Annotated in this window: 14 protein-coding genes and 1 pseudogene; 10 read left to right on the forward strand and 5 right to left on the reverse strand. The window is 65.6% G+C overall.

Going from position 1 to position 19,991, the window contains the following annotated elements:
* Nucleotides 1-85: 85 nt before the first annotated feature.
* The 3 genes from KO538_RS03385 to KO538_RS03395 are packed head-to-tail and all read right to left on the reverse strand — an operon-like array spanning nucleotide 86 to nucleotide 3,032.
* On the reverse strand, nucleotides 86-1,531 hold the full coding sequence (locus tag KO538_RS03385; protein WP_219327464.1) for a LutB/LldF family L-lactate oxidation iron-sulfur protein: 1,446 nt from the start codon (nucleotides 1,529-1,531) through the stop codon (nucleotides 86-88).
* Nucleotides 1,528-2,244, reverse strand: coding sequence for an LUD domain-containing protein (locus KO538_RS03390; RefSeq protein ID WP_219327465.1), 717 nt, complete (start codon nucleotides 2,242-2,244; stop codon nucleotides 1,528-1,530). The genes KO538_RS03385 and KO538_RS03390 overlap by 4 nt, the downstream gene beginning before the upstream one ends.
* On the reverse strand, nucleotides 2,241-3,032 hold the full coding sequence (locus KO538_RS03395) for a (Fe-S)-binding protein (protein WP_219327466.1): 792 nt from the start codon (nucleotides 3,030-3,032) through the stop codon (nucleotides 2,241-2,243). Before KO538_RS03395 ends, KO538_RS03390 begins: the two co-directional genes overlap by 4 nt.
* Before the next feature lie 152 nt (nucleotides 3,033-3,184).
* On the opposite strand from KO538_RS03395, the gene KO538_RS03400 reads away from it, so the two are divergent.
* From KO538_RS03400 to KO538_RS03425, 6 genes are all read left to right on the forward strand, one after another.
* Complete coding sequence (locus tag KO538_RS03400; RefSeq protein ID WP_254798325.1) at nucleotides 3,185-3,886, forward strand: FadR/GntR family transcriptional regulator; 702 nt, start codon at nucleotides 3,185-3,187, stop codon at nucleotides 3,884-3,886.
* 107 nt (nucleotides 3,887-3,993) lie between these two features.
* Nucleotides 3,994-4,407 (forward strand): hypothetical protein, encoded by a 414-nt coding sequence (locus KO538_RS03405; RefSeq protein ID WP_219327467.1) that lies wholly within the window; start codon nucleotides 3,994-3,996, stop codon nucleotides 4,405-4,407.
* Between the two features lie 240 nt (nucleotides 4,408-4,647).
* Nucleotides 4,648-5,439 carry a TorF family putative porin gene (locus KO538_RS03410; RefSeq protein ID WP_257620140.1) on the forward strand — a complete coding sequence of 264 codons (792 nt, stop codon included), beginning with the start codon at nucleotides 4,648-4,650 and terminating at the stop codon, nucleotides 5,437-5,439.
* 57 nt (nucleotides 5,440-5,496) lie between these two features.
* Nucleotides 5,497-7,560 (forward strand): methyl-accepting chemotaxis protein, encoded by a 2,064-nt coding sequence (locus KO538_RS03415; RefSeq protein WP_219327468.1) that lies wholly within the window; start codon nucleotides 5,497-5,499, stop codon nucleotides 7,558-7,560.
* 141 nt (nucleotides 7,561-7,701) lie between these two features.
* Entirely contained in the window at nucleotides 7,702-8,310 is a 609-nt protein-coding gene (locus tag KO538_RS03420; protein ID WP_219327469.1) for a hypothetical protein, read from the forward strand.
* Between the two features lie 128 nt (nucleotides 8,311-8,438).
* Nucleotides 8,439-9,467, forward strand: coding sequence for an acyl-CoA dehydrogenase (locus KO538_RS03425; protein WP_219327470.1), 1,029 nt, complete (start codon nucleotides 8,439-8,441; stop codon nucleotides 9,465-9,467).
* A 73-nt stretch (nucleotides 9,468-9,540) separates the two neighbouring features.
* On the opposite strand, the gene KO538_RS03430 is transcribed toward KO538_RS03425, so the two are convergent.
* Nucleotides 9,541-17,553 (reverse strand): putative Ig domain-containing protein, encoded by an 8,013-nt coding sequence (locus KO538_RS03430; RefSeq protein ID WP_219327471.1) that lies wholly within the window; start codon nucleotides 17,551-17,553, stop codon nucleotides 9,541-9,543.
* Nucleotides 17,554-17,909: 356 nt separating this feature from the next.
* Here KO538_RS03430 and KO538_RS29270 point away from each other — a divergent pair.
* The 4 genes and pseudogenes from KO538_RS29270 to KO538_RS03445 all read left to right on the forward strand — a co-directional run.
* Nucleotides 17,910-18,053, forward strand: a pseudogene (locus tag KO538_RS29270) (phage tail protein); the annotation flags it as partial.
* A 99-nt stretch (nucleotides 18,054-18,152) separates the two neighbouring features.
* The gene (locus KO538_RS29275; RefSeq protein WP_254671398.1) at nucleotides 18,153-18,410 is read left to right on the forward strand and encodes a phage tail protein; all 258 of its coding nucleotides are present in this window, start codon (nucleotides 18,153-18,155) and stop codon (nucleotides 18,408-18,410) included.
* 29 nt (nucleotides 18,411-18,439) lie between these two features.
* The gene (locus KO538_RS03440; protein ID WP_034752120.1) at nucleotides 18,440-18,973 is read left to right on the forward strand and encodes a phage tail protein; all 534 of its coding nucleotides are present in this window, start codon (nucleotides 18,440-18,442) and stop codon (nucleotides 18,971-18,973) included.
* A 48-nt stretch (nucleotides 18,974-19,021) separates the two neighbouring features.
* The gene (locus KO538_RS03445; RefSeq protein WP_034752121.1) at nucleotides 19,022-19,555 is read left to right on the forward strand and encodes a phage tail protein; all 534 of its coding nucleotides are present in this window, start codon (nucleotides 19,022-19,024) and stop codon (nucleotides 19,553-19,555) included.
* Nucleotides 19,556-19,618: 63 nt separating this feature from the next.
* On the opposite strand, the gene KO538_RS03450 is transcribed toward KO538_RS03445, so the two are convergent.
* A complete protein-coding gene (locus KO538_RS03450) occupies nucleotides 19,619-19,912 on the reverse strand; it encodes a hypothetical protein (RefSeq protein ID WP_235194233.1) in 294 nt (97 codons plus the stop codon).
* Between the last annotated feature and the right edge of the window lie 79 nt (nucleotides 19,913-19,991).

Below are 19,991 nucleotides of genomic sequence, written 5' to 3' on the forward strand. Positions count from 1 at the left end.
CGGGTCTCCTCCGGTGGATGCGGGTTAAGTGAAAAAACGGCTTTGCTGTATTTTTTTGCGGCGTATTTTTCTGTAGGGGCCGGCACTACTCTTCCTGGCCCCGCGCGTTCAGCAGGTCGGCCAGGCTGCGCGGCGCCGGCGTCAAGGGCTTGCGGTGTTGCGTCCAGCCCAGCTGCGCGCGCGGCGTCAGCATGCGCAGCCGCGTGGCGGCCCAGCGGAACAGCCGGTAGCTGGCGGGGCGCGCGAAGGCGCCGCTCCAGAAGCGCCAGATCAGGCTTTCGCCGCGGCTGAACTTGGCGCCCTGCCCGCGCAGCGGATGGCTGACTTCCTCGTTCGGATTGCGGTTCGCTTCCGTGCGCAGGCGCACCAGCAGCTGCGGAATCGGAATACGCACGGGGCACACTTCGCCGCAGGCGCCGCACAGGCTCGATGCGGTGGCCAGATCCGCCGTCGCGTCGAGTCCCAGCAAATGCGGCGAGATGATCTTGCCGATCGGTCCCGGATACGTGGTGCCGTAGGCGTGGCCGCCGATACGCGTGTAGACGGGACAGTGGTTCATGCAGGCGCCGCAGCGTATGCATTGCAGGGTGGCGCGCAGCTGCTCGTCGGCGTAGGCCTGGCTGCGGCCGTTGTCGAGCAAGACCAGGTGCACTTCGCGCGGCCCATCTTTTTCACCGGCGCGGCGCGGGCCGGAAATCAGGTTGAAATACGTGGTGATGGCCTGCCCCGTGGCCGAACGCGTCAGGAGGCTGGCCAGCGGCACGATATGTTCGAGCTTGGCCACGACCTTTTCCATGCCCATGATAGCGATGTGCACGTCCGGCACGGACGTCGTCAGCCGGCCATTGCCCTCGTTTTCCACCAGCCACAGGGTGCCCGTGTCGGCCGCCGCGAAGTTCACGCCCGACAGGCCGATATCGGCGTCAACGAACGCCTGGCGCAGGGCGCGCCGTCCCGTCTGGATCAGGCTGTCGACGTCTTCCGTGTAGGGCGCGTCGGGGATATGCTCGGCGAACAGGCCGGCGATGTCGGCCTTCGTCTTGTGAATGGCCGGCATGACGATGTGCGACGGCTTTTCGCCCGCCAGCTGCACGATGTACTCGCCCATGTCCGATTCCAGGCACGTCATGCCGCGCGCTTCCAGATAGTGATTGAGCTCGATTTCCTCGCTGGCCATCGACTTGCCCTTGATGAAGCGCGTGGCCCGGTTCCTTTCCGCGATGGCGTGGATGATGGCGTTGGCCTGCTCGCCATCCTCGGCCCAGTGCACCTGCACGCCGGCCGCCGTCAGCTTGTCTTCGAGCTGCACCAGCAAGTCGGGCAGGCGCGCCAGCGCATGCCGGCGCACGGCTTCGCCGATGTCGCGCAGGCGTTCCAGCTCGTCGCCGTCGGGGAATTGCGTCTTGCGCTTGTCCTGTAAAAAATCCATGGCGCCGCGAAAACTCTGGCGCAGTTTCGGGTCGTCCAGCGCGGCGCGGGCGCGCGCATGGAAATCGGCCGGCTTGACGAATTGCAGGGGCTTGGCGTTCATGGCAGGCCTCCTTCATGGCCGGACAAATCATCGATGATCAGTACCCACAGCCAGCGCGGGCCGTGCGCGCCATAGGCCAGCGTCTGCTGGATATCGGACGTTTTCGAGGGACCGGACACCAGCACCAGGTTGGCCGGCATGCCGTCGCACCAGCGCTCGGCGCGCGCCGCCGCATGCAAGTCCACGTGCAGGGTGCTCGCAAACACGAGACAGATATGCAAAGGGGGCGCCAGCGACACCGTGCGCGGCGTGGCCGCATCGGGTGCGATGACCAGGGTGCCCGTGGCGGCGATGCCGGAACGCGCGATGGTGAAACCCGCATCGACGGTGTCGAACAGTTCACTTTTCCACTGCGCCAGCGGACGCGTGAATAACAGCGTCTCCACCTCGGCCGGCAAGGCGGCGCGCAAGGCCCGCCCTTCGGCGCTGCCGGTATCGAGCAGCAAACGGCGCACGCCGTGTTCACCGAGGCGCTGCGCCAGCAAGGCGGGCCAGGTGTCCATGCTCACACAGTCGACTTGCGCATGCGAAGCGCGCAAGGCGGCCTGCATGGCGGCGATCCTGTCCCGTGCCGGCAGCGGCGCGGCGGCGCGGCGCGCCAGGTAGTGCTGGTCGATGGCCGTATCGATGGCGTCCACCGCTTCGGGTGCGGCGGGCGCGGCGGCGCGCAGGCGTCCCAGCATGCGTTCGCGGGCGGTCAGGATCGCGCTCATGCCGCGCCTCCCGTACGGCGCCACAAAAAGCTGGCCATATGCTCGACGGGTAGCGGCGCGCCCTGGTGCTGCGCGGCGTGGCCGATATTGAGCAGGCAGCCGCAGTCGGCCGAGACGAGCCGGTCGCAGCCCGTGGCGCAGGCTGAGGCGATCTTGTCGCTGACCATGGCACCGGAAATATCGGGGTGCTTCAATGAAAACGTGCCGCCAAAGCCGCAGCATTCCGATTCGCGCTGGTGTTCGATGCGCGTCACGCCGGGCAAGGCATCGACCAGGGCCACGCCGTGGGTGCGCGTACCCATTTCGCGGCGCGCGCCGCACGAGGTATGCAGCACCACGTTTTCATCGGCCTGCGCGGCGGCGCCCATGCCGGCCAGGTCGAGCTGCAGCACGCAGACGAGAAATTCGCTCAGTTCATATACGCGCTCGGCCAGCTCCAAGGCCTTGGGGCCGGCCACCGGGTCGTCCTGGAACAGCTGCGGCCAATGGTGGCGCATCATGCCGGCGCAGGAACCGGACGGCACGATCACGGGCCACGGCTGCGCGAACAGATCGAGTTGGGCGCGGGCCACGGCGCGCGCCTGTTCCGGATTGCCGCTGCTGTAAGCGGGCTGGCCGCAGCAGCTCTGGCCGCGCGGATAATGCACGAGCAAGCCTTCCCGCTCCAGCAGGCGTACGGCATCGAGCCCCGCCTGTGGCACGAACAGGTCGACCAGGCAGGTGGCGAACAGGTACACCTGCGGCGGTGGCGATGGATAGTGGCGTGGCTGGCGCGGGTCTGGCTGCATGCGTTGTCTCCCCGGCGCTCTGTGTGTTGCTGCGGCGCCGCTGTGTGTTGTTAAGAATGACCGGTTCACGCATAATTCCAGCTTCCGTAAGCCACTTCAAATTGCTCGGACCACTTTAAAACAACACCGGAAAGACATCGATGGCGACAGGCATGCAAACGCGGGGCAGGGTCGAGATGGTGATGCGCAGGCTGGAAACGGCCCTGCTGGACGGCAGCTTGCCGGCGGGCGCGCAGCTGCCGGCCGAACGCCTGCTGGCGCAGCAATATGCCGTCTCGCGCAACACCGTGCGCGAAGCGGTGCAGCGGCTGGCGGCGCGGGGCCTCGTGCGCAGCCGGCGCGGCGCCGGCGTGTTCGTGACCGATCAATTGCGCACCGGCATGGCTTCGCCGTGGAGCCAGCTGGTGGCCGACCACCCGGCCCTGCGCGACGACATCCTCGAATTTCGCCGCGTGCTGGAAGGGGCGACGGCCTACTTTGCCGCGCAGCGGGCCAGCGGGGACGAGCGCGCGCAGATCATGGCGCTGCTGGCCGAGCTGGAACAGGCGCGCGCCAGCGACGACAAGCACGGCGAGGCGCAGGCCGACGCGCGGCTGCATGAAGTCATCGCCCAGGCGTCGCACAACACCATGTTTTTGCACTTGCACACCAGCATCATCGGCATGCTGCGCGAACACATCACCATCAATGGCACGGGCTTGCGCCAGCAGGACGACGCCACTTCGCTGCAGCTGCTGTCGCAGCACCGCACCCTGTGCGTAGCGATCTGCGCCAGCCAGCCCGAGGAAGCGCGTACGGCCATGCAAAGCCACATCGATTTCGTGCGCACGCGCGTCACCAGCGATGACGATTGAGGCCACTGGTAGGACCAGTATTTAGGGCCAGTGCCTAGGGCCAGTACCTGCGCACAGCGGCCGCAAAAACTGCTAACATCGCGCGCCGCCAACCGATCCATCCTGCCATGACCGTCCTCGTCCACACCCATCCGCTGGTGCTCCAGCTGGAAAACGACTTGCTGCCCCTGTTCCGCGCCGCCCTGCCCGCACTCGCGGCCGCCGCGCCACGGGCGCTCGCATCCGTCTTCGCCTTTTCCAGCGGCACGGCCAGCGCCTTCCAGGATTATCACTTCGGCATTTCCTGCCTGCTCGACGATGTACCCGACGATGCGCCGGAAGAAGTCGCCCTGCTGGTCAGCGTCACGGGCCTCGAGTCGGGCGCCCGGCTCAGCGCCCAGGTCGTTTGGGGCCAGCCATCGGGTCGGGTGGAAATACAGGCCGAAGCGCTGGCAGATGACTTGCCAACCCTGCATGCCGCCCTGCCCGGCTTGCTGGCCGGCTTGCAACAGGCAGCCAGCCGGGGCGCACCAGCAAGATGACAGGTGCATGAAAAAGTGCCAGGAAACAACAACTTACGCTTTCCTCTACGCAACTTTGTTGACTTCCACTAGCCCCAGCCCCTATCCTTTCAGTTACGTTTGGTGAGAATGTGTGCGTGTTCATCCGAGCATGCAGGCGGCATCGCCTTGCCTTCCAAAAAGTCCATTCCGCATTTTTATTGCAACCATCAGGGCAACGCGCCTGAACGGCCGCTGCCAGCAAATACGGAGCTGACTGCCATGCCATCGCACCACCATTTTCCTGCCACACCCTTGCTCGGCTGTCTGTTCCTGCTGGCCACCCTGCCCGTGCAGGCGCAAACCACGGACAGCCCTGCCGCCACCTTCGGCGCCAATGCCAGCCTTACCTCGCAATACATTTCGCGCGGCTTTCGCCAGACCTGGGGCAAGCCGGCGCTGCAGGCGGGGGCCGACTACGCGCACCCGAGCGGCTGGTCGCTGGGCACGTGGGCGTCCACCGTCAGCGACCGCTATATCGAGGACGCGACCATCGAATGGGACGTGTACGGCGGCTACAGCGGCACGGTCGGTGAACTCGGCTACAGCGTGCTGGCCTACTATTACAAGTATCCGGGCGCCGTCTACCGCGCCACGGGCGTGAAGTACGACTATGGCGAACTGTCGCTGGGCCTCAGCTACATGATGCTGTACGCCAAGTACAACCGCACCGTCACGCCGGATTTCTTCGGCATCACCAATGCGCGCGGCACGGGCTACCTGGACGTGGGCGCGAATGTCGACCTGGGCAATGCCTGGACCTTGAACCTGCACGCCGGCAATGGCCGGGTGGCGGGTACGGGCAACGCCATGTGGAACTGGCGCGACGCCAAGATCGGTGTCACCCGGACCTTCGACGGCGGCTGGAGCGCCAGCGCCGCCGTCACGCGCGCCTGGGGCGCCACCGATGCCTACGACCATTACACCTTGGGCATCCCGAATGCGGCCGGCCAGTTCGACACGTCGAATCCCGCCGCGACCACCTTGGTCGTGGCCATCAGCAAGACGTTCTAGGCGCGCCACCCGCGACGCCCATGACACCAATACCCCTCCCCATCAAGGAACAGCATCATGCAACTCTCACTGAACAGTAAAATCTGCGTCGCCGCCACCGCGCTCGCCATCCTCAGCCTCGGCGTCACGGCGGCCGTGATCGGCTACAAGAGCAGCGCCAGCGCCGAAGCGGCCGCGCTGGACCTGGCGCGCACGTCGGCGCGCGAAGTGGCGGGTGCATTGCAGGCGCGCATCGCCAGCAACCTGTCCAGCGTGTCCAGCCTGGCTGGCGCCATGCGCGGCACCAAAAGCGCCAGCCTGCCCCTGCAGCGCGAACAGATCAATGAACTGACCAAGGCAACATTGACCAGTTCGGAAGACTTGCTGGGCTCGGCCGTGACGTGGGAGCCGAACGCGCTCGACGGCAAGGATGCGGAGTTCGCCAACCAGAAGCCGAACTACGACGCCAGCGGCCGCTTCATGCCCTACTGGACACGGGGCGCCGGCGGCAAGCTGCAAGTCGAACCCATCGTCTTCGACCCGAAACCGGGCGCCAACGACTGGTATGACGTGCCCAAGCGCACAGGCAAGACCTACTTTACGGAACCGTACATCTACCCCGTCGATGGCAAGAATGTACTGATGGCTTCGCTGGTGGCGCCCATCATGATCGACGGCAGCTTCAAGGGCGTGGCCAGCGCCGACTTCATGCTTACGCGCCTGGCGAAAATCCTCGCCGACCTGAAAGTGATCGAGGGCGGCAAGCTGGCCCTGATCTCGAACGGCGGCCTGTACGCGAGCCACCCCGTGCCCGAGCGGCTGGGCAAGAAGGCCGACGACGTGCCGGCCGCCGGCCTGGAAAAGGTACGCCAGGGCCAGCCGTATGAATATGAGGACGACAACGGTTACATCCATTTGCTGCAGCCGCTGCAGATACACCCCGATATCGCGCCCTGGAGCGTGGAGCTGAATTTCCCGAAAAGCGTGGCCACGGCCTCGGCGCGCGACCTGATGATCTACACCCTGATCGTCGCCCTGCTGTGCGCGGCGGCCACGGCCGGTATTTTGATTCTCGTCGTCAACCAGCTGACGCGCCCCCTGCGTACCCTGGGCCGCACCATGACGGACCTGTCGAGCGGCGACGCCGACCTGCGCGTCAAGCTGGAAGTCAAGGGCACGGACGAGCTGGCCGTGATCGGCAAGGGTTTCAACGCCTTCGTGGAAAAGATCCACGCCGTGCTGCTGCAAGTGCAGGCCAGTGCCGACAACGTGGCGCGTGCCAGCGCGGAAATTGCGCAAGGCAATAACGACCTGTCGGCCCGCACGGAACAGCAAGCCAGTTCACTGGAAGAAACGGCCGCCTCGGTGGAAGAGCTGACGGGCACGGTCAAGGAAAACGCCGACCATGCGCGCCAGGCGAATCAACTGGCCGCGTCCGCATCCAGCGTGGCGCAAAAGAGCGGCGAAGTGGTCGGCAAGGTAATTGAAACCATGACGTCGATCAATGACTCGTCGAACAAGATTGTCGACATCATATCCGTTATCGACGGCATCGCCTTCCAGACGAACATCCTGGCCTTGAACGCGGCCGTGGAAGCGGCGCGCGCGGGCGAACAAGGCCGCGGTTTCGCCGTCGTCGCCACGGAAGTGCGCAACCTGGCGCAGCGCTCGGCGGCGGCCGCCAAGGAAATCAAGCTGCTGATCGACGACTCCGTCGGCAAGGTGGCGGCCGGCAGCAAGCTCGTCGACGAAGCGGGCGCCACCATGGAACAGGTGGTCGACAGCGTGCGCAAGGTCACCGCCATCATGGCCGACATCAGCGTCGCCACCACCGAGCAAAGCGACGGCATCGCCCAGGTCAACCAGGCGCTGGCGCAAATGGATGGCGTGACGCAGCAGAACGCGGCCCTGGTCGAGGAAGCGGCAGCCGCCGCCGAAAGCCTGCAAGACCAGGCCAGCCATCTGGCCGAGGTGGTCAGCGTGTTCAAGCTGGGTGCACAGCAGCAAACGACGCCGCAGGCAATGCCGGCGGTGAAAAAATCAGCGCCGCTGCCAGCCAAGCGCCTGAGCGTTGCCAAGCCGGCGCCCGCGGAAAGAGCGCAGGCCAAGGCGCCGGCCGGCGATGATTGGGAAGAGTTTTAAGCCTGTCTTGCCAGGCGGCTGCGAGTGCCCTTGATCTATATCAAGTCACGAATACATTCGGTGAGAATTGCCCCTGATCCATCCTTTTATACTGTTGCCGCGTCTACGGCACGCATGCTTGCCGGAATAAAAGGATGGAGCATGAAAAAATTCGTGGCAATATTCCTGACATCAAGCACGGCACTGCTGGCCGGCTGCGGCGGTGGCGGCAGCAGTGATCCAGGCAATTCCAATGCAGGCTCGACCCTGGCACCCTACGTCGGTACCTGGCAAGCGCCGTGCGACGAACATGAACGCCAGACCATGGTGGTCGCAGCCAAGGCCGATGGCAGCGGCGCGATGGAACTGACCTCCACCATCGAAACCTATCTCAAGACCGGCTGCAGCGGCACCTTGCTGGGCACGGAAACCATGACCGCAAAGATGAGCGCGACACCGGATGGCGTGGCCGATGTTCTCGTCAAGCTGACGGAGAATGGAGCCACCAGCAATGTGCGCATCGACAAGCTGAACCTGTCCATGCCCGCCTATACCTTCAACGTCACGGGACCTGGCGTGCAATACGTGAAGAAAGATGGCAAACAGCAATGGTGCATCGAATATGAAGGCGGCTCCACCTGCCTGCTCGACGAAGGCATGCGCCCGGCGCAAACCATCAAAGGCGGCATCCTCTTGCGCGACAACAAGCTCTACACCTTATCGCATAACGGCAGCAGTTATGAGCCCGACATGCTGTACGTGAAAAAATAAGCGCGTGACTGGCTGCGGGGCCCACGGCCCTGCTGCTTCATGGCCTCGAGCCCGTCAGCGAGGGTAGGTGTAGAATCGAACAGACATTGCAAAAGCAGAAAGCTATCCTGTTAAAAAAGGAGCTTGCCATGTCGACCAACGCTTTCTCCCTGCCGTCCGACGCCGCGCTGGCCACCCTCTTGCCGCCGCAGGACAGCGCCTTCACCCCCATCGACGGCTTGCGGCGCCTGCGCGACGCGGGCCTGGACCAGCTACCGCTGCCCGGCCACGGCGCCACCCTGCGGCGCTGGCAAATGCTGGCCGCCATCGCCGCCATCGACCTGTCCCTGCTCAAGCTGTACGAAAGCCATACGGATGCGCTGGCCATCCTGGCGGAACTCGGCGGCCCCGGCGCGCCGGCTGGCAGCAGTTGGGGCGTCTGGAGCGCGGACATGCCGGACGCGCGCGTGCGCTTGCGGCAGATGGCCGATGGCCGCCATGTGCTCGACGGGCGCAAGGCCTGGTGTGCCGGCGCACATGGCCTCAGCCATGCCTTGATCAGCTGCTGGAACGACGCTCACCAGGCTTGCCTGGCCACCGTAGACCTGTCGCAGCCCGGCGTGCGCGTCACGGACGAAGGCTGGCACGCCGTCGGCATGCGCGCCTGCGCCAGCGTCGACGTGACTTTCTCCTCCGCGCGCGCCTTTCCTGTCGGTGCGCCAGGCGCCTATCTTGAGCGGCCCGGCTACTGGCATGGCAGCGCCGGCATCGCGGCCGCGTGGTATGGCGCCGCCTGCGCCATCGCCAGCCACCTGCATGCGCGCGCGCAGCACGCCGCCCCCGATCCCGTGCGCCTGGCCCAACTGGGCCAGATCGACTGCGCCCTGCGCGCGGCCGGCGCCCTGCTGCGCGAAGGCGCTGCCGAGATCGACGCGCATCCGCAACGCGACGCCATGGCCCTGGCGCTGCGCCTGCGCCTGGCCGTGGAAGACGCGGCCACCCTGGTGCTGCACCTGGCCACGCGCGCGCTGGGTGCCGGTCCCCTGTGCCGCGATGTCCATTTCGCGCGCCTGGCGGCCGACCTGCCAGTCTTCCTGCGCCAGAGCCATGCGGAACGCGACCAGGCCGTGCTGGGCGGCATCGTCGCCGGCGCGGAAGAACATCCGTGGACGCTGTGAGGGCGCGCAGACAAAAAAATCGCCGGACCGGATGGACTCCGGGCCGGCGATCAGGACTAGTCTGACCGGATGATTACTTGAGCGGCATGGCGATGCCGAACATCACCGACTGGGTACGTCCGCTATCGATGTTCAGATTGCTGTTGTAGTCCAGCGTGATGGTCATGCCGTTCGACAGCAGCAGTTTCACGCCCAGCCCCGCCGCCCAGTTGCCCGTCTGCTGCGGCACCGTGCGGATCACGTACACGGGGCCGTCGGCGACCAGGTCGGCATACGCCAGGCGCGCGTCGTCGGCGCCCTGGAACTGGTGCCTGTACTCGAGCCGCGCACGCGGGAACCACGTGCCCAGGCCGCCCACATAGATGCCTTCGGCCCGCACACCGAGCGCGCCGATGCGCGATCGCACGGTCTGCTTGAAGTAGCTCAGGGCGTTGATGCCCGCCGCCTTTTCCATGTACGGATCGAGCTTGGCCGACATCAGTTCCACGCGGCCGTACGGCGACCACATCCAGGTGTCATGGCGCATCTCGATACCGCCGACCAGCGCACCGAACACCTGCTTGCCATCGCGCTCGCCCGTGGCGAAACCGCTGCCATCGGCGAGGTAGCGCGATGCGTCGTACTGCAAGGTGCCGTAGCCGAGCACGCCGTCGAGGAAGACGCCCTTGCTCGGACGCAGGCTGCCATACACGGCCGCCACGGCGCTGTCGGCCGTGCTGCGGCTGCCGTTCTGGCCCACGTCGCTGCGGTCATGGCTGAAGCCGGCGCCCACGCCCAGGGTCGCCAGGTCGCTGAGGCGGTAGTCGCCGCCCACGCTCACGCCGTTGGTGCGGAAGCGGAAGCCCGTGTCGCGGCCATTCACATAGTGCTGGCCGAAGTCGACCGCGCCACCGAGCCACAGAGACAAGGCCTGCTTCTGCGTGTCGGGCTTTTGCGGCATGTCCGGCAAGCCGCTGGTGGCGCCGCTGACATCCATCTGCTGGCGCTCGCCGCTGAAACCGGCGTCATGCTGGCGCAAGGCCGCCTTGCGCATGAACGGTTTGACGGCCGTGCCGAACACGCGGTCCGCTTCGTCCGCCTGCCAACGCGCCAGCGCCGCCGTCGGGTTGCCGCTGTCGTTCGGCGGCGTCAGGCTCAGGCCAAAGCTCGAGCGTCCCCAGCCATCGCCATGCAGGCTTTCCAGGCGCTGCGTGAAATTCGACAGCTGCGCGCTGGCGAAGCGCCGCGCCGCATCGGCTTGCGCCGCCTGCAGGCCGATCACTTCCGGATCGACCGACGGGTCGCGCCGCGCCGTCACGGTGACGTTCACCACGCCCGGTTTCGACGTGGCAAAGGCATTGCTCAGGGTGTAGCTGACGACGGCCGCGCCGGCGAACTTGCCCGAGGCCGCAAAGCTCAGCTGGTACGACGGCTTGCCGGCCGTGCCGATATCGCGCACCACCACCTTGCCCGCTTCGGCCGGCGCCACGCTCAGGATATTGGCCGCCGTGAACGGGCCGCCCGTGGCGCCCGCCGTCAGGTCGACAGTGACCGTCAGGCCGGCCACCACCGTGACGCTCTGGCTGAGCACTTGCGGCATCGGATTGACGGTAATGGTCGACGTCACCGGCGCCGAGGTGCCGAACGCGTTCGACAAGGTATAGCCGATGCGGATCTCGCCGCTGGTATTGATGCCTGGCGTGTAGACGATGTCCAGGCCATTGACCGCCGCCGTGCCACTGGCCGGCTGCGTCGTGATGGCCGCCACCGTGAACGGCCCGCCCGTGGCGCCTTGCGTCACGTTCAAGGTCACTGGCGTGCCGGCCAGGACCGTCGCCGTCTTGGCGACAGGTACGGGCACCGGCTGCGGCGCCACCGTCACGCTGACCGTGGCGGGCGCGGAGGTGCCGCCCGGGCCCGTCGCCGTGTAGCTGAAGGCATCCGGACCGAAATAGTTGGCATTCGGCACATACGTCACCTTGAAAGAGCGGCCGCTGCCGCCGCCCGCCGCGCCGCTCGACACCACCGTGACGGTGCCATGCTGCGGCGGCGTGACGATGGTCACCGCCGTGATCGGGCTGCCATCGGTGGAAGCGATGGTCAAGCTCACTTCCTGGTTGGCCGAGGTGGTTGCCGTTTCATTCGGTACCGGTGGCGGCGCCTGGTTCACCTGCAGGGTCAGCGCTTGCTGCACCGTGAACTGGTGCACATCCTTCGCCTGCAAGGTAAAGCTGTAGCTGCCCGCCACCGTCGGCGTGCCACTGACGATGCCGGTCGCCGCATCGAGCGCCAGGCCGGTCGGCAAGGCGCCGCCGCTCACGGCATACGCATACGGCGCCACGCCGCCGCCGGCTGTGAAGGTCTGGCTGTAGGCATCGCCGGCGCGGATCGCCGCCAGGCTGGCCGGCGTCAGGGTCAAGGTGGGCGCCGCGACGGCCAGCGTATAGCTGTTGGTCGCGCTGAACGGCGCCCCCACGCCCGTGCTGCTGTCCATGACCTTGATGCTGAACGGGAAACTACCCGCCACATTCGTCGTGCCGGACAGCACGCCAGTCGTCGTATTCAAACTCAGGCCGACGGGCAAGGTACCCACCACGGCATAGCTGTACGGCGCCGTGCCGCCTGTTGCCGTCAGGGTCGCGCTGTAGGCCGCTTCGGCCGTCGGGTTGGGCAGACTGGCCGGGGTCAGGCTGACCGAGGCTGACGCGACCGTCAGCGTATAGCTTTGCGTGCCGGTGAACTGGTGCGCATCTTCCGCCTGCACGGTCAACGTAAAACTGCCGGCCGCCGTTGGCGTACCGCTGAGCAAACCGCTGCCGCTCAGGGTCAGGCCGGCAGGCAGGCTGCCGCTCGACACCGTATAGGCATACGGAGCGACGCCGCCATTGGCCGTCAGTTGCCGGCTGTACGCCGTGGCCGCTGTCGCTGCCGGCAAGGTGGCTGGCGTCACGGTGATGGTTGGCGCGCCGACGCTCAGGGTGTAGCTGTTGGTGGCGCTGAACGGCGCCCCTGCCCCCGTGCTGCTGTCCGTGACCTTGATACTGAACGGGAAACTGCCCGCCACATTCGTCGTGCCGGACAGTACACCCGTGGCCGCATTCAGGCTCAGGCCAGCGGGCAAGGTACCGCTGCTAACGCTGAAGGTGTACGGCGCCGTGCCGCCCGCTGCCGTCAGCGTCGTAGTGTAGACCGCTTCCGCCGTTGGATTCGGCAAGGTGGCCGGCGTCAGGCTGACCGTGGCCGAGGACACCACCAGCGTGTAGCTGCGCGTACCGATAAACTGGTGCGCATCGGCCGCTTGCACGGTCAACGTAAAACTGCCACCCGCCGTTGGGGTGCCGCTGAGCAAACCGCTGCCGTTCAAGGTGAGGCCCGCAGGCAGGCTGCCGCCCGATACCGTGTAGGCATAGGGACCGACACCGCCGCTGGCCGTCAATTGCTGGCTGTATGCCGTGGCCACTTTCGGCGCCGGCAAGGTGGTTGGTGTGACCGTGATGGTCGGCGCGGCAACGCTCAAGGTATAGCTGTTGGTGGCACTGAACGGCGCCCCCGCGCCCGTGCTGCTGTCCGCGACCTTGATGCTGACAGGGAAGCTGCCGGCCACATTGGTCGTGCCGGACAGCACGCCGGTGGCCGCATTCAGGCTCAGGCCGACGGGCAAGGTGCCGCTGGTCACACTGTAGGTATACGGCGCCGTGCCCCCCGCCGCTGTCAAGGTTGCGGTGTAGGCTGCTTCCGCCGCCGCATTCGGCAGGGTGGCCGGCGTCAGGCTGACGGTGGCCGAGGACACCACCAGGGTGTGGCTGCGCGTACCGGTGAACTGGTGCGCATCTTCCGCCTGCACGGTCAACGTAAAACTGCCGGCCGCCGTTGGCGTACCGCTGAGCAAACCGCTGCTGTTCAAGGTCAGGCCCGCTGGCAGGTTACCGCTCGATACCGTATACGCATACGGAGCGATGCCCCCGCTGGCCGCCAATTGCTGGCTGTATGCCGTGGCCACTTTCGGCGCCGGCAAGGTGCTTGGCGTCACCACGATTACGGGGGCGGCAACGCTCAAGGTGTAGCTGTTGGTAGCGCTGAACGGCGCCCCTGCCCCCGTGCTGCTGTCCATAACCTTGATGCTGACAGGGAAGCTGCCCGCCACATTGGTCGTACCGGACACCACGCCGGTCGATGCGTTCAGGCTCAAGCCGGCCGGCAAGGTACCGCTGGCCACGCTGAAGGTGTATGGCGCCGTGCCGCCGGCCGCCGTCAAGGTTGCTGTGTAAGCCGCTTCCGCCGTCGCATTGGGCAGGGTGGCCGGCGTCAGGCTGATATTGGGAATACCCACCGTCACCGTCACGGTGGCCGGTGCCGACGTGCCGCTGGCGTTGGTAACCGTATAGGTAAAGCTATCGGGACCGCCATAACCTGCCGTCGGCGTGTAGCTGATGCTCGTGCCGCTGGCCGTCGCCGTGCCATGCGATGCTGCGGATGCCACCGCGACCGACACCGCCGCGCCGCCGCTCAGGTTCAGGGTGATTGGATTGGCGCTGCTGCCGTACGCCACCGTGGCGCTGACGGCGCCGGCCACTGGAGCCGCCACCACCACCGTGCCGGAATAGGCATGCGAACCAGTGAAAGGGGCACCGGCACCCGTGCTGCTGTCGGTGGCGGTAACGGTAAAGTTATACGCACCGATCGCCGTCGGCGTGCCGGACAAGGTACCGTCCGGCGCCAGGCTCAGTCCCGCTGGCAGGCTGCCAGCGCTGACGGCATAGTTATATGCCGCCGTGCCGCCGGTGGCGCTGATACCCTGGCTGAAGGCGGCGCCAGTGGTCATTGCCGGCAGACTTGCAGGCGCGATGCTGATCGTCGGCGCCGCTACCGTCAGCGAATAGGCGCGTGCGCCCGAATACGGGCCGCTGCCCGTCGAACTGTCCGTGGCGAGCACGGTAAAGTTGAAGGTACCGCCCGCCGTTGGCGTACCCGACAGCACACCGGTGCTGGACAAGCTCAGGCCAGCCGGCAAGGCACCGGCGCTGATCGCGTACGCATATGGCGCCAAGCCGTTCGCTGCGCTGATGCTCTGGCTGTATGCCGCACCGATTGCTGCGCCGGGCACGGTGGCTGGCGCGACCGTCACGGTCGGCGCACCGACGGTGATCGTCACGGTGGCCGGTGCCGACGTGCCACTGCCATTGGTGGCCGTGTAGGTAAAGCTGTCGCTGCCGCCATAACCTGCCGTCGGCGTGTAGGTGATGCTGGTGCCGCTGGCCGTCGCAGTGCCATGCGATGCAGCGGACGCCACAGCCACCGAGGTGGCGGCACCGCCGCTCAGGACCAGGGTGATCGGATTGGCGCTGCTGCCGTACGCCACCGTCGCGCTGACTGCGCCGGCAACGGGCACCGCCACATAAGTGAACTGGTCCGCCGCACCGGTGGCGCTGGTGCCGCCAATCGTGGTCACGCGCACATCGACCGTGCCCGTGCCGGCGGGCGCCGTCGCCGTGATTTGCGAAGCGCTGTTGACCGTAAAGCCGGTCGCTGCCGTAGCGCCGAACGTTACCGCCGTCGCGCCGCTAAGATTCGCACCGGTGATGGTGACGCTGGCGCCACCGGCTGTGGGACCAAAGGTGGGGGAAATACCGCTCACCACCGGTGCACCCACATACGTGAACTGGTCCGCCGCGCTGGTGGCACTGGTGCCTCCAACTGTGGTGATGCGCACATCGACCGTGCCCGTGCCGGCCGGCGCCGTTGCCGTGATCTGCGAGGCGCTGTTGACGGTAAAGCCGGCGGCCGACGTGGCGCCAAACGTCACCGCCGTCGTGCCGCTGAAATTCGAACCACTGATGATGACCGTGGTGCCGCCCGTCGTGGGCCCCGCCGTCGGCGAAATGCTGCTGACCACCGGCGCCGCCACGTACGTGAACTGGTCCGCCGCGCTGGTCGCGCTGGTGCCGCCCGTCGTGGTGACGCGTACGTCCACCGTACCGGCGCTGCCAGGTGGTGCCGTGGCCGTAATCTGCGTGGCGCTGTTGACCGTGTAGCCAGTCGCCGCCGTGGCGCCGAAGGTCACCGCCGTGGCGCCCGTAAAGCCGGAGCCCGTGATGGTGACGCTCGTGCCGCCGGTAACCGGACCGGCAGTGGGCGAAATGCTCGTTACTGCCGGCACTGCCGCGTAGGTGTACTGATTCCCGGCGCCGGTGGCGCTGGTGCCGCCGGCCGAAGTGACGCGCACGTTGACCGTGCCGGCGCTGCCCGCCGGCGCCGTCGCCGTGATCTGCGTGGCACTGTTGACCGTGTAGCCGGTCGCCGCCGTGGCGCCGAAGGTCACGGCCGTCGTGCCGCTAAAGCCCGTGCCTGTAATGATGACCGTGGTGCCGCCGGCAGTTGTGCCGGCGGTGGGCGAAATGCTGCTCACCACTGGTGCGGCCACATAGGTAAATTGATCGGCGGCGCTGGTGGCGCTGGTGCCGCCGGCCGTGGTCACGCGCACATCCACGGTACCCGTGCCCGCTGGCGCCGTCGCCGTGATCTGCGTGGCGCTGTTGACGGTAAAGCCCGTCGCCGACGTGGCGCCGAAGGTCACCGCCGTCGTGCCGCTAAAACCCGTACCGGTGATGGTGACGGTGCCGCCGCCAGTGGCCGGGCCGGCCGTGGGCGAAATGCTCGTCACCGTCGGCGCCGCCACATAGGTAAACTGGTCCGCCGCGCTGGTGGCGCTGGTGCCGCCCGTCGTGGTCACGCGTACGTCGACCGTGCCGCTGCCACTCGGTGCCGTCGCCGTGATCTGCGTGGCGCTGTTGACCGTAAAGCCGGTCGCTGCCGTGGCGCCGAAGGTCACGGCCGTGGCGCCCGTAAAGCCCGTGCCCGTGATGGTGACGCTGGTGCCGCCGGCGGTAGGACCTGCCGTGGGCGAAATGCTGGTGACCGTCGGCGCAGGAATATACGTGAACTGGTTGGCGGCGCCGGTGGCGCTGGTGCCGCCGCTGGCGGTGACGGTGACGTTCACGGTGCCGGCGCTGCCGGCTGGCGACGTGGCGGTCATGGTCGTGGCGTTGACGACGGTAATGGCGACGCCATTGTTGGCGCCAAACTTCAGCGCCGTGACGCCCGTAAAGCCGGTACCGGTAATGGTGACGGCCGTGCCGCCAGTGCTGGGGCCGGACGCAGGCGTCACGCCTGTGATGGTCGGCGGCGGCTGGGCATTGATCACCAGGGAATAGCTTCTGGACGTGTTGTACGGTCCATTGCCGCCCGTGACATCGGTGGATTTGATCACAAAGTTATAGGTACCCAGGGCGGTGGGCGTGCCCGAAAGCAGGCCGCTGCTCGACATGTTCAGGCCCGTGGGCAAGGCACCCGACTCCACCACATAGGTATAGGGCGCGGTGCCATTCGCGGTCGACATCTGCTGGCTATAGGGTGTCGCCAAGCCTCCCGCCGTCAGGGTGGTGGGGGTGATAGACAAGATCGGTACGGCGATCGACACGGAATAGTTCTTGATGACCACCTGCGGCGTGCCGGGGGTCGAGTCGGTAACCTTGACGCCGAACACATAGGCGCCGGTAGCCGTCACGGTGCCGGAAATCACGCCGCTCGGCGATACGCTGATACCGGGTGGCAAGGTGCCGGAATCGAGCACATAGCTGTAGGGAGCGACGCCGCCACTCGACGACATGGTCTGGCTGTAAGGTGTGCCGATCACGGGCGCGGTCAAACTGCCCGGCAACACCGTAAAGGCGGCCGCCGCGGGCGCGACTGTCACGGTGAAAGTCACCTCCTTGCTATCCTCGTCGAGCAGGATAAAACTGTCGGACAGCGCCCCGTCGCCATTGTTGATATAGGTGGCGATGCCATCGCTGTTATTGACGAGGCCTGTAATCGTGCCGTGCAAGGGCGTCGCGTTATTGTCAATCAGGCCGAATCCGCTGCAGGACGACAGGTCGATGATATGCGAGCCGCCCGAGGCGACTGAAAAACTCTGGCTGGCCGTACATTTCACGCTCGGCACGGCCTGCGCAGGATTGGCGACGAACGCCAGCATCAGCAGGCACAGCGCAGCGAACCACTGCCCGAGACGGCAAGCTAACAACGTCCCGCTGGCGCCGCGATCCGACATTCGTTTCCGATTTCCAGCAAACAAGGCGAGCAGAAAAGAAAGTGCCGGACGGCCGATGATGTCGTTGCAAATACGCGACATAGTTTCTCCAATACAGAGTTTTTCAGACAAAAATGAAGGTGATCTCAGGCCGTCAGCGCTGCCCATTCCGGGCTCTTCTACAGTGCCAACATATGTTGACGCTTGCCATATGACAACGTATGCTACTCCGAGATTTCAATAAAGTAACTATAACAAAAAGGGTTTTTTAAAACGCAACATTGATTGCAAATGGAAAATATTATTCGTTTGCCATTGAGCTGCATTCCAACCGTGGGAGAACGATGATGGCTGATGTGTATCTAGGACAAATCATGATGGGCGGCTTCAATTTTGCGCCGCGTGGCTTTGCAGCATGTAACGGGCAATTGCTGCCCATTGCGCAGAATCAGGCGCTGTTTGCACTGCTGGGTACCGCTTACGGGGGGAACGGCAGTAACACCTTTGCCTTGCCTAACTTGCAAGGCTGTACCCCGGTTGGCGCGGGTACTTCGGCCGATGGCGCGTGGCAACCATCGCCATACCAGATCGGTACACGGGCGGGGCAGGAGGCTGTCACCTTGCTACCGACCCAAATTCCGCCGCACACGCATGCGGCTAATGCGGTGACGACGCCGGGCACCTCGAAAAACCCCACCAATACCCTGTTTGGCGGCAGTGGCGCGGAATCCATCTACGGTTCGGCGGGGCCGCAAGTGACCCTGTCCAGCCAGACCTTGGCGTTGGCCGGCGGCAACCAGACGCATCCCAACATGCAGCCGTTCTCGGTCATCAACTTCAATATCGCCTTGAGCGGTATCTTCCCGTCGCGCAACTAACGAATCCGCCACTCTTACGGAGCATAGTCATGACCACACCCTATGTCGGCGAAATTCGCCTGTTTGCCTTTTCCCGCATTCCCAGCGGCTGGTTCGCCTGCGACGGCAGCCTGAAATCGATCGCAGAGAATGAAGTCCTGTTCGCCCTGCTGGGTACCACCTACGGCGGCGACGGCGTCAACACCTTCGCCGTGCCCGACCTGCGCGGCCAGGTCCCTCTACACATGGGTACCGGCCCCGGCCTGAGCAACCGTCCCCTCGGGCAACGAAGCGGCAGCGAATCGGTGACCCTGCTGCCGACCCAGCTTCCTTTGCATACGCACCCGTTCAGTGTGAACAGCACCCTGGCGACCTCGAACGTGCCGGCGGCCAACCTGCTGCTGACTGCCCCGTCGAATAACGACAAGATGTACACGAGCGACCTGACCGGCCTGACCGCCTATGCACTGGCAAGCGCCGCCACGGGCGCGACAGGCGGCAACCTGCCGCACGAGAACACCATGCCAACCCTGACAGCGTCCTTTTGCATCGCATGGGCAGGCATTTTCCCATCGCCGCAATAACAGCCGGCACGCAAGCGCAGCCCCTAAAATCGATCAGGAGAACCTACCGTGACCTCACCATACCTTGGCGAAATACAAGTCTTCGGCTTCAATTTCACACCCTACGGATGGGCCAGCTGCAATGGCGCCACCCTGCAGATACAGCAATATTCAGCCCTGTTTTCCTTGATCGGCACGCAGTATGGCGGCAATGGCACCACCACCTTCCAGTTGCCCAACTTCACGGGACGCGCGCCGTGCAGCCAGGGCCAGGGGCCGGGCCTGACACCGCGCGTGATGGGCGAGACCTTCGGCACCAACAGCGTCACGTTGAACACCACGGAAATGCCGAACCACGCCCACCAACTCAATGTGTACCGCCAGCCCACCGCCGCCCTGCAGCACAACACACCGCTTCCGGGCGATGGCTTGATTGCGCTTGGCGGCACGTCCGCGTTCGTGCCGGCAACGCCACCCAATGTATCGCTGTCCCCGACCGCGATCGGTAGTGCCGGTGGCGGCCAGGCGCACGAAAACCGCCAGCCGATGCTGGCGGTGAATTTCTGCATCGCGCTGCAAGGCGAATTCCCGTCATTCGACTAAGTTGGGTTCATCCAGGCAGGCGGCGCCAGCGCGGTGCCGCCCTGCCCTTCTCGCGTACCGGCCTCAGTTGAACACCGCCTGGTACAGAAAGCCGTGGCTGTCACGCGCCACCGGCACCAAAAAGATACCCACCTCGCCAAACGCCTCATGCTGCATCTGGAAGATTTTCTGGCTGAACAGGATGGGGGAGCTATGGTGAAACAGCAGACTGAACGGCTTGCGCATCAAGCCCTCCAGGGTCGCTGACGGCAGCGGCTGCACTTCCTTCAGGACAAAGGCGGCATTGCCGTCACTGGCCGCAATAAACGTCTCGTTGATGCGTGCGGCAAAATGTTCAAGGGTCAGGACAGTCATCATTCCAGGTATTCCATTCCGTAAGCAGTGTGGTGAAGACGATGCCTGATTCTAATGGAATCATTGCCGCCCTGGCACGGCA

This window comes from Janthinobacterium sp. NKUCC08_JDC (assembly GCF_019345575.1).
In the GTDB taxonomy this organism is placed as follows: Bacteria; Pseudomonadota; Gammaproteobacteria; order Burkholderiales; family Burkholderiaceae_D; genus Janthinobacterium; species Janthinobacterium aestuarii.

What these genes read in the sequence shown, in the direction of transcription:
- KO538_RS03385 (WP_219327464.1), bottom strand. Translation starts at nt 1,531, where the DNA reads ATGAACGCCAAGCCCCTGCAATTCGTCAAGCCGGCCGATTTCCATGCG.
- KO538_RS03390 (WP_219327465.1), bottom strand. Translation starts at nt 2,244, where the DNA reads ATGAGCGCGATCCTGACCGCCCGCGAACGCATGCTGGGACGCCTGCGC.
- KO538_RS03395 (WP_219327466.1), bottom strand. Translation starts at nt 3,032, where the DNA reads ATGCAGCCAGACCCGCGCCAGCCACGCCACTATCCATCGCCACCGCCG.
- KO538_RS03400 (WP_254798325.1), top strand. Translation starts at nt 3,185, where the DNA reads ATGCAAACGCGGGGCAGGGTCGAGATGGTGATGCGCAGGCTGGAAACG.
- KO538_RS03405 (WP_219327467.1), top strand. Translation starts at nt 3,994, where the DNA reads ATGACCGTCCTCGTCCACACCCATCCGCTGGTGCTCCAGCTGGAAAAC.
- KO538_RS03410 (WP_257620140.1), top strand. Translation starts at nt 4,648, where the DNA reads ATGCCATCGCACCACCATTTTCCTGCCACACCCTTGCTCGGCTGTCTG.
- KO538_RS03415 (WP_219327468.1), top strand. Translation starts at nt 5,497, where the DNA reads ATGCAACTCTCACTGAACAGTAAAATCTGCGTCGCCGCCACCGCGCTC.
- KO538_RS03420 (WP_219327469.1), top strand. Translation starts at nt 7,702, where the DNA reads ATGAAAAAATTCGTGGCAATATTCCTGACATCAAGCACGGCACTGCTG.
- KO538_RS03425 (WP_219327470.1), top strand. Translation starts at nt 8,439, where the DNA reads ATGTCGACCAACGCTTTCTCCCTGCCGTCCGACGCCGCGCTGGCCACC.
- KO538_RS03430 (WP_219327471.1), bottom strand. Translation starts at nt 17,553, where the DNA reads ATGTCGGATCGCGGCGCCAGCGGGACGTTGTTAGCTTGCCGTCTCGGG.
- KO538_RS03440 (WP_034752120.1), top strand. Translation starts at nt 18,440, where the DNA reads ATGACCACACCCTATGTCGGCGAAATTCGCCTGTTTGCCTTTTCCCGC.
- KO538_RS03450 (WP_235194233.1), bottom strand. Translation starts at nt 19,912, where the DNA reads ATGATGACTGTCCTGACCCTTGAACATTTTGCCGCACGCATCAACGAG.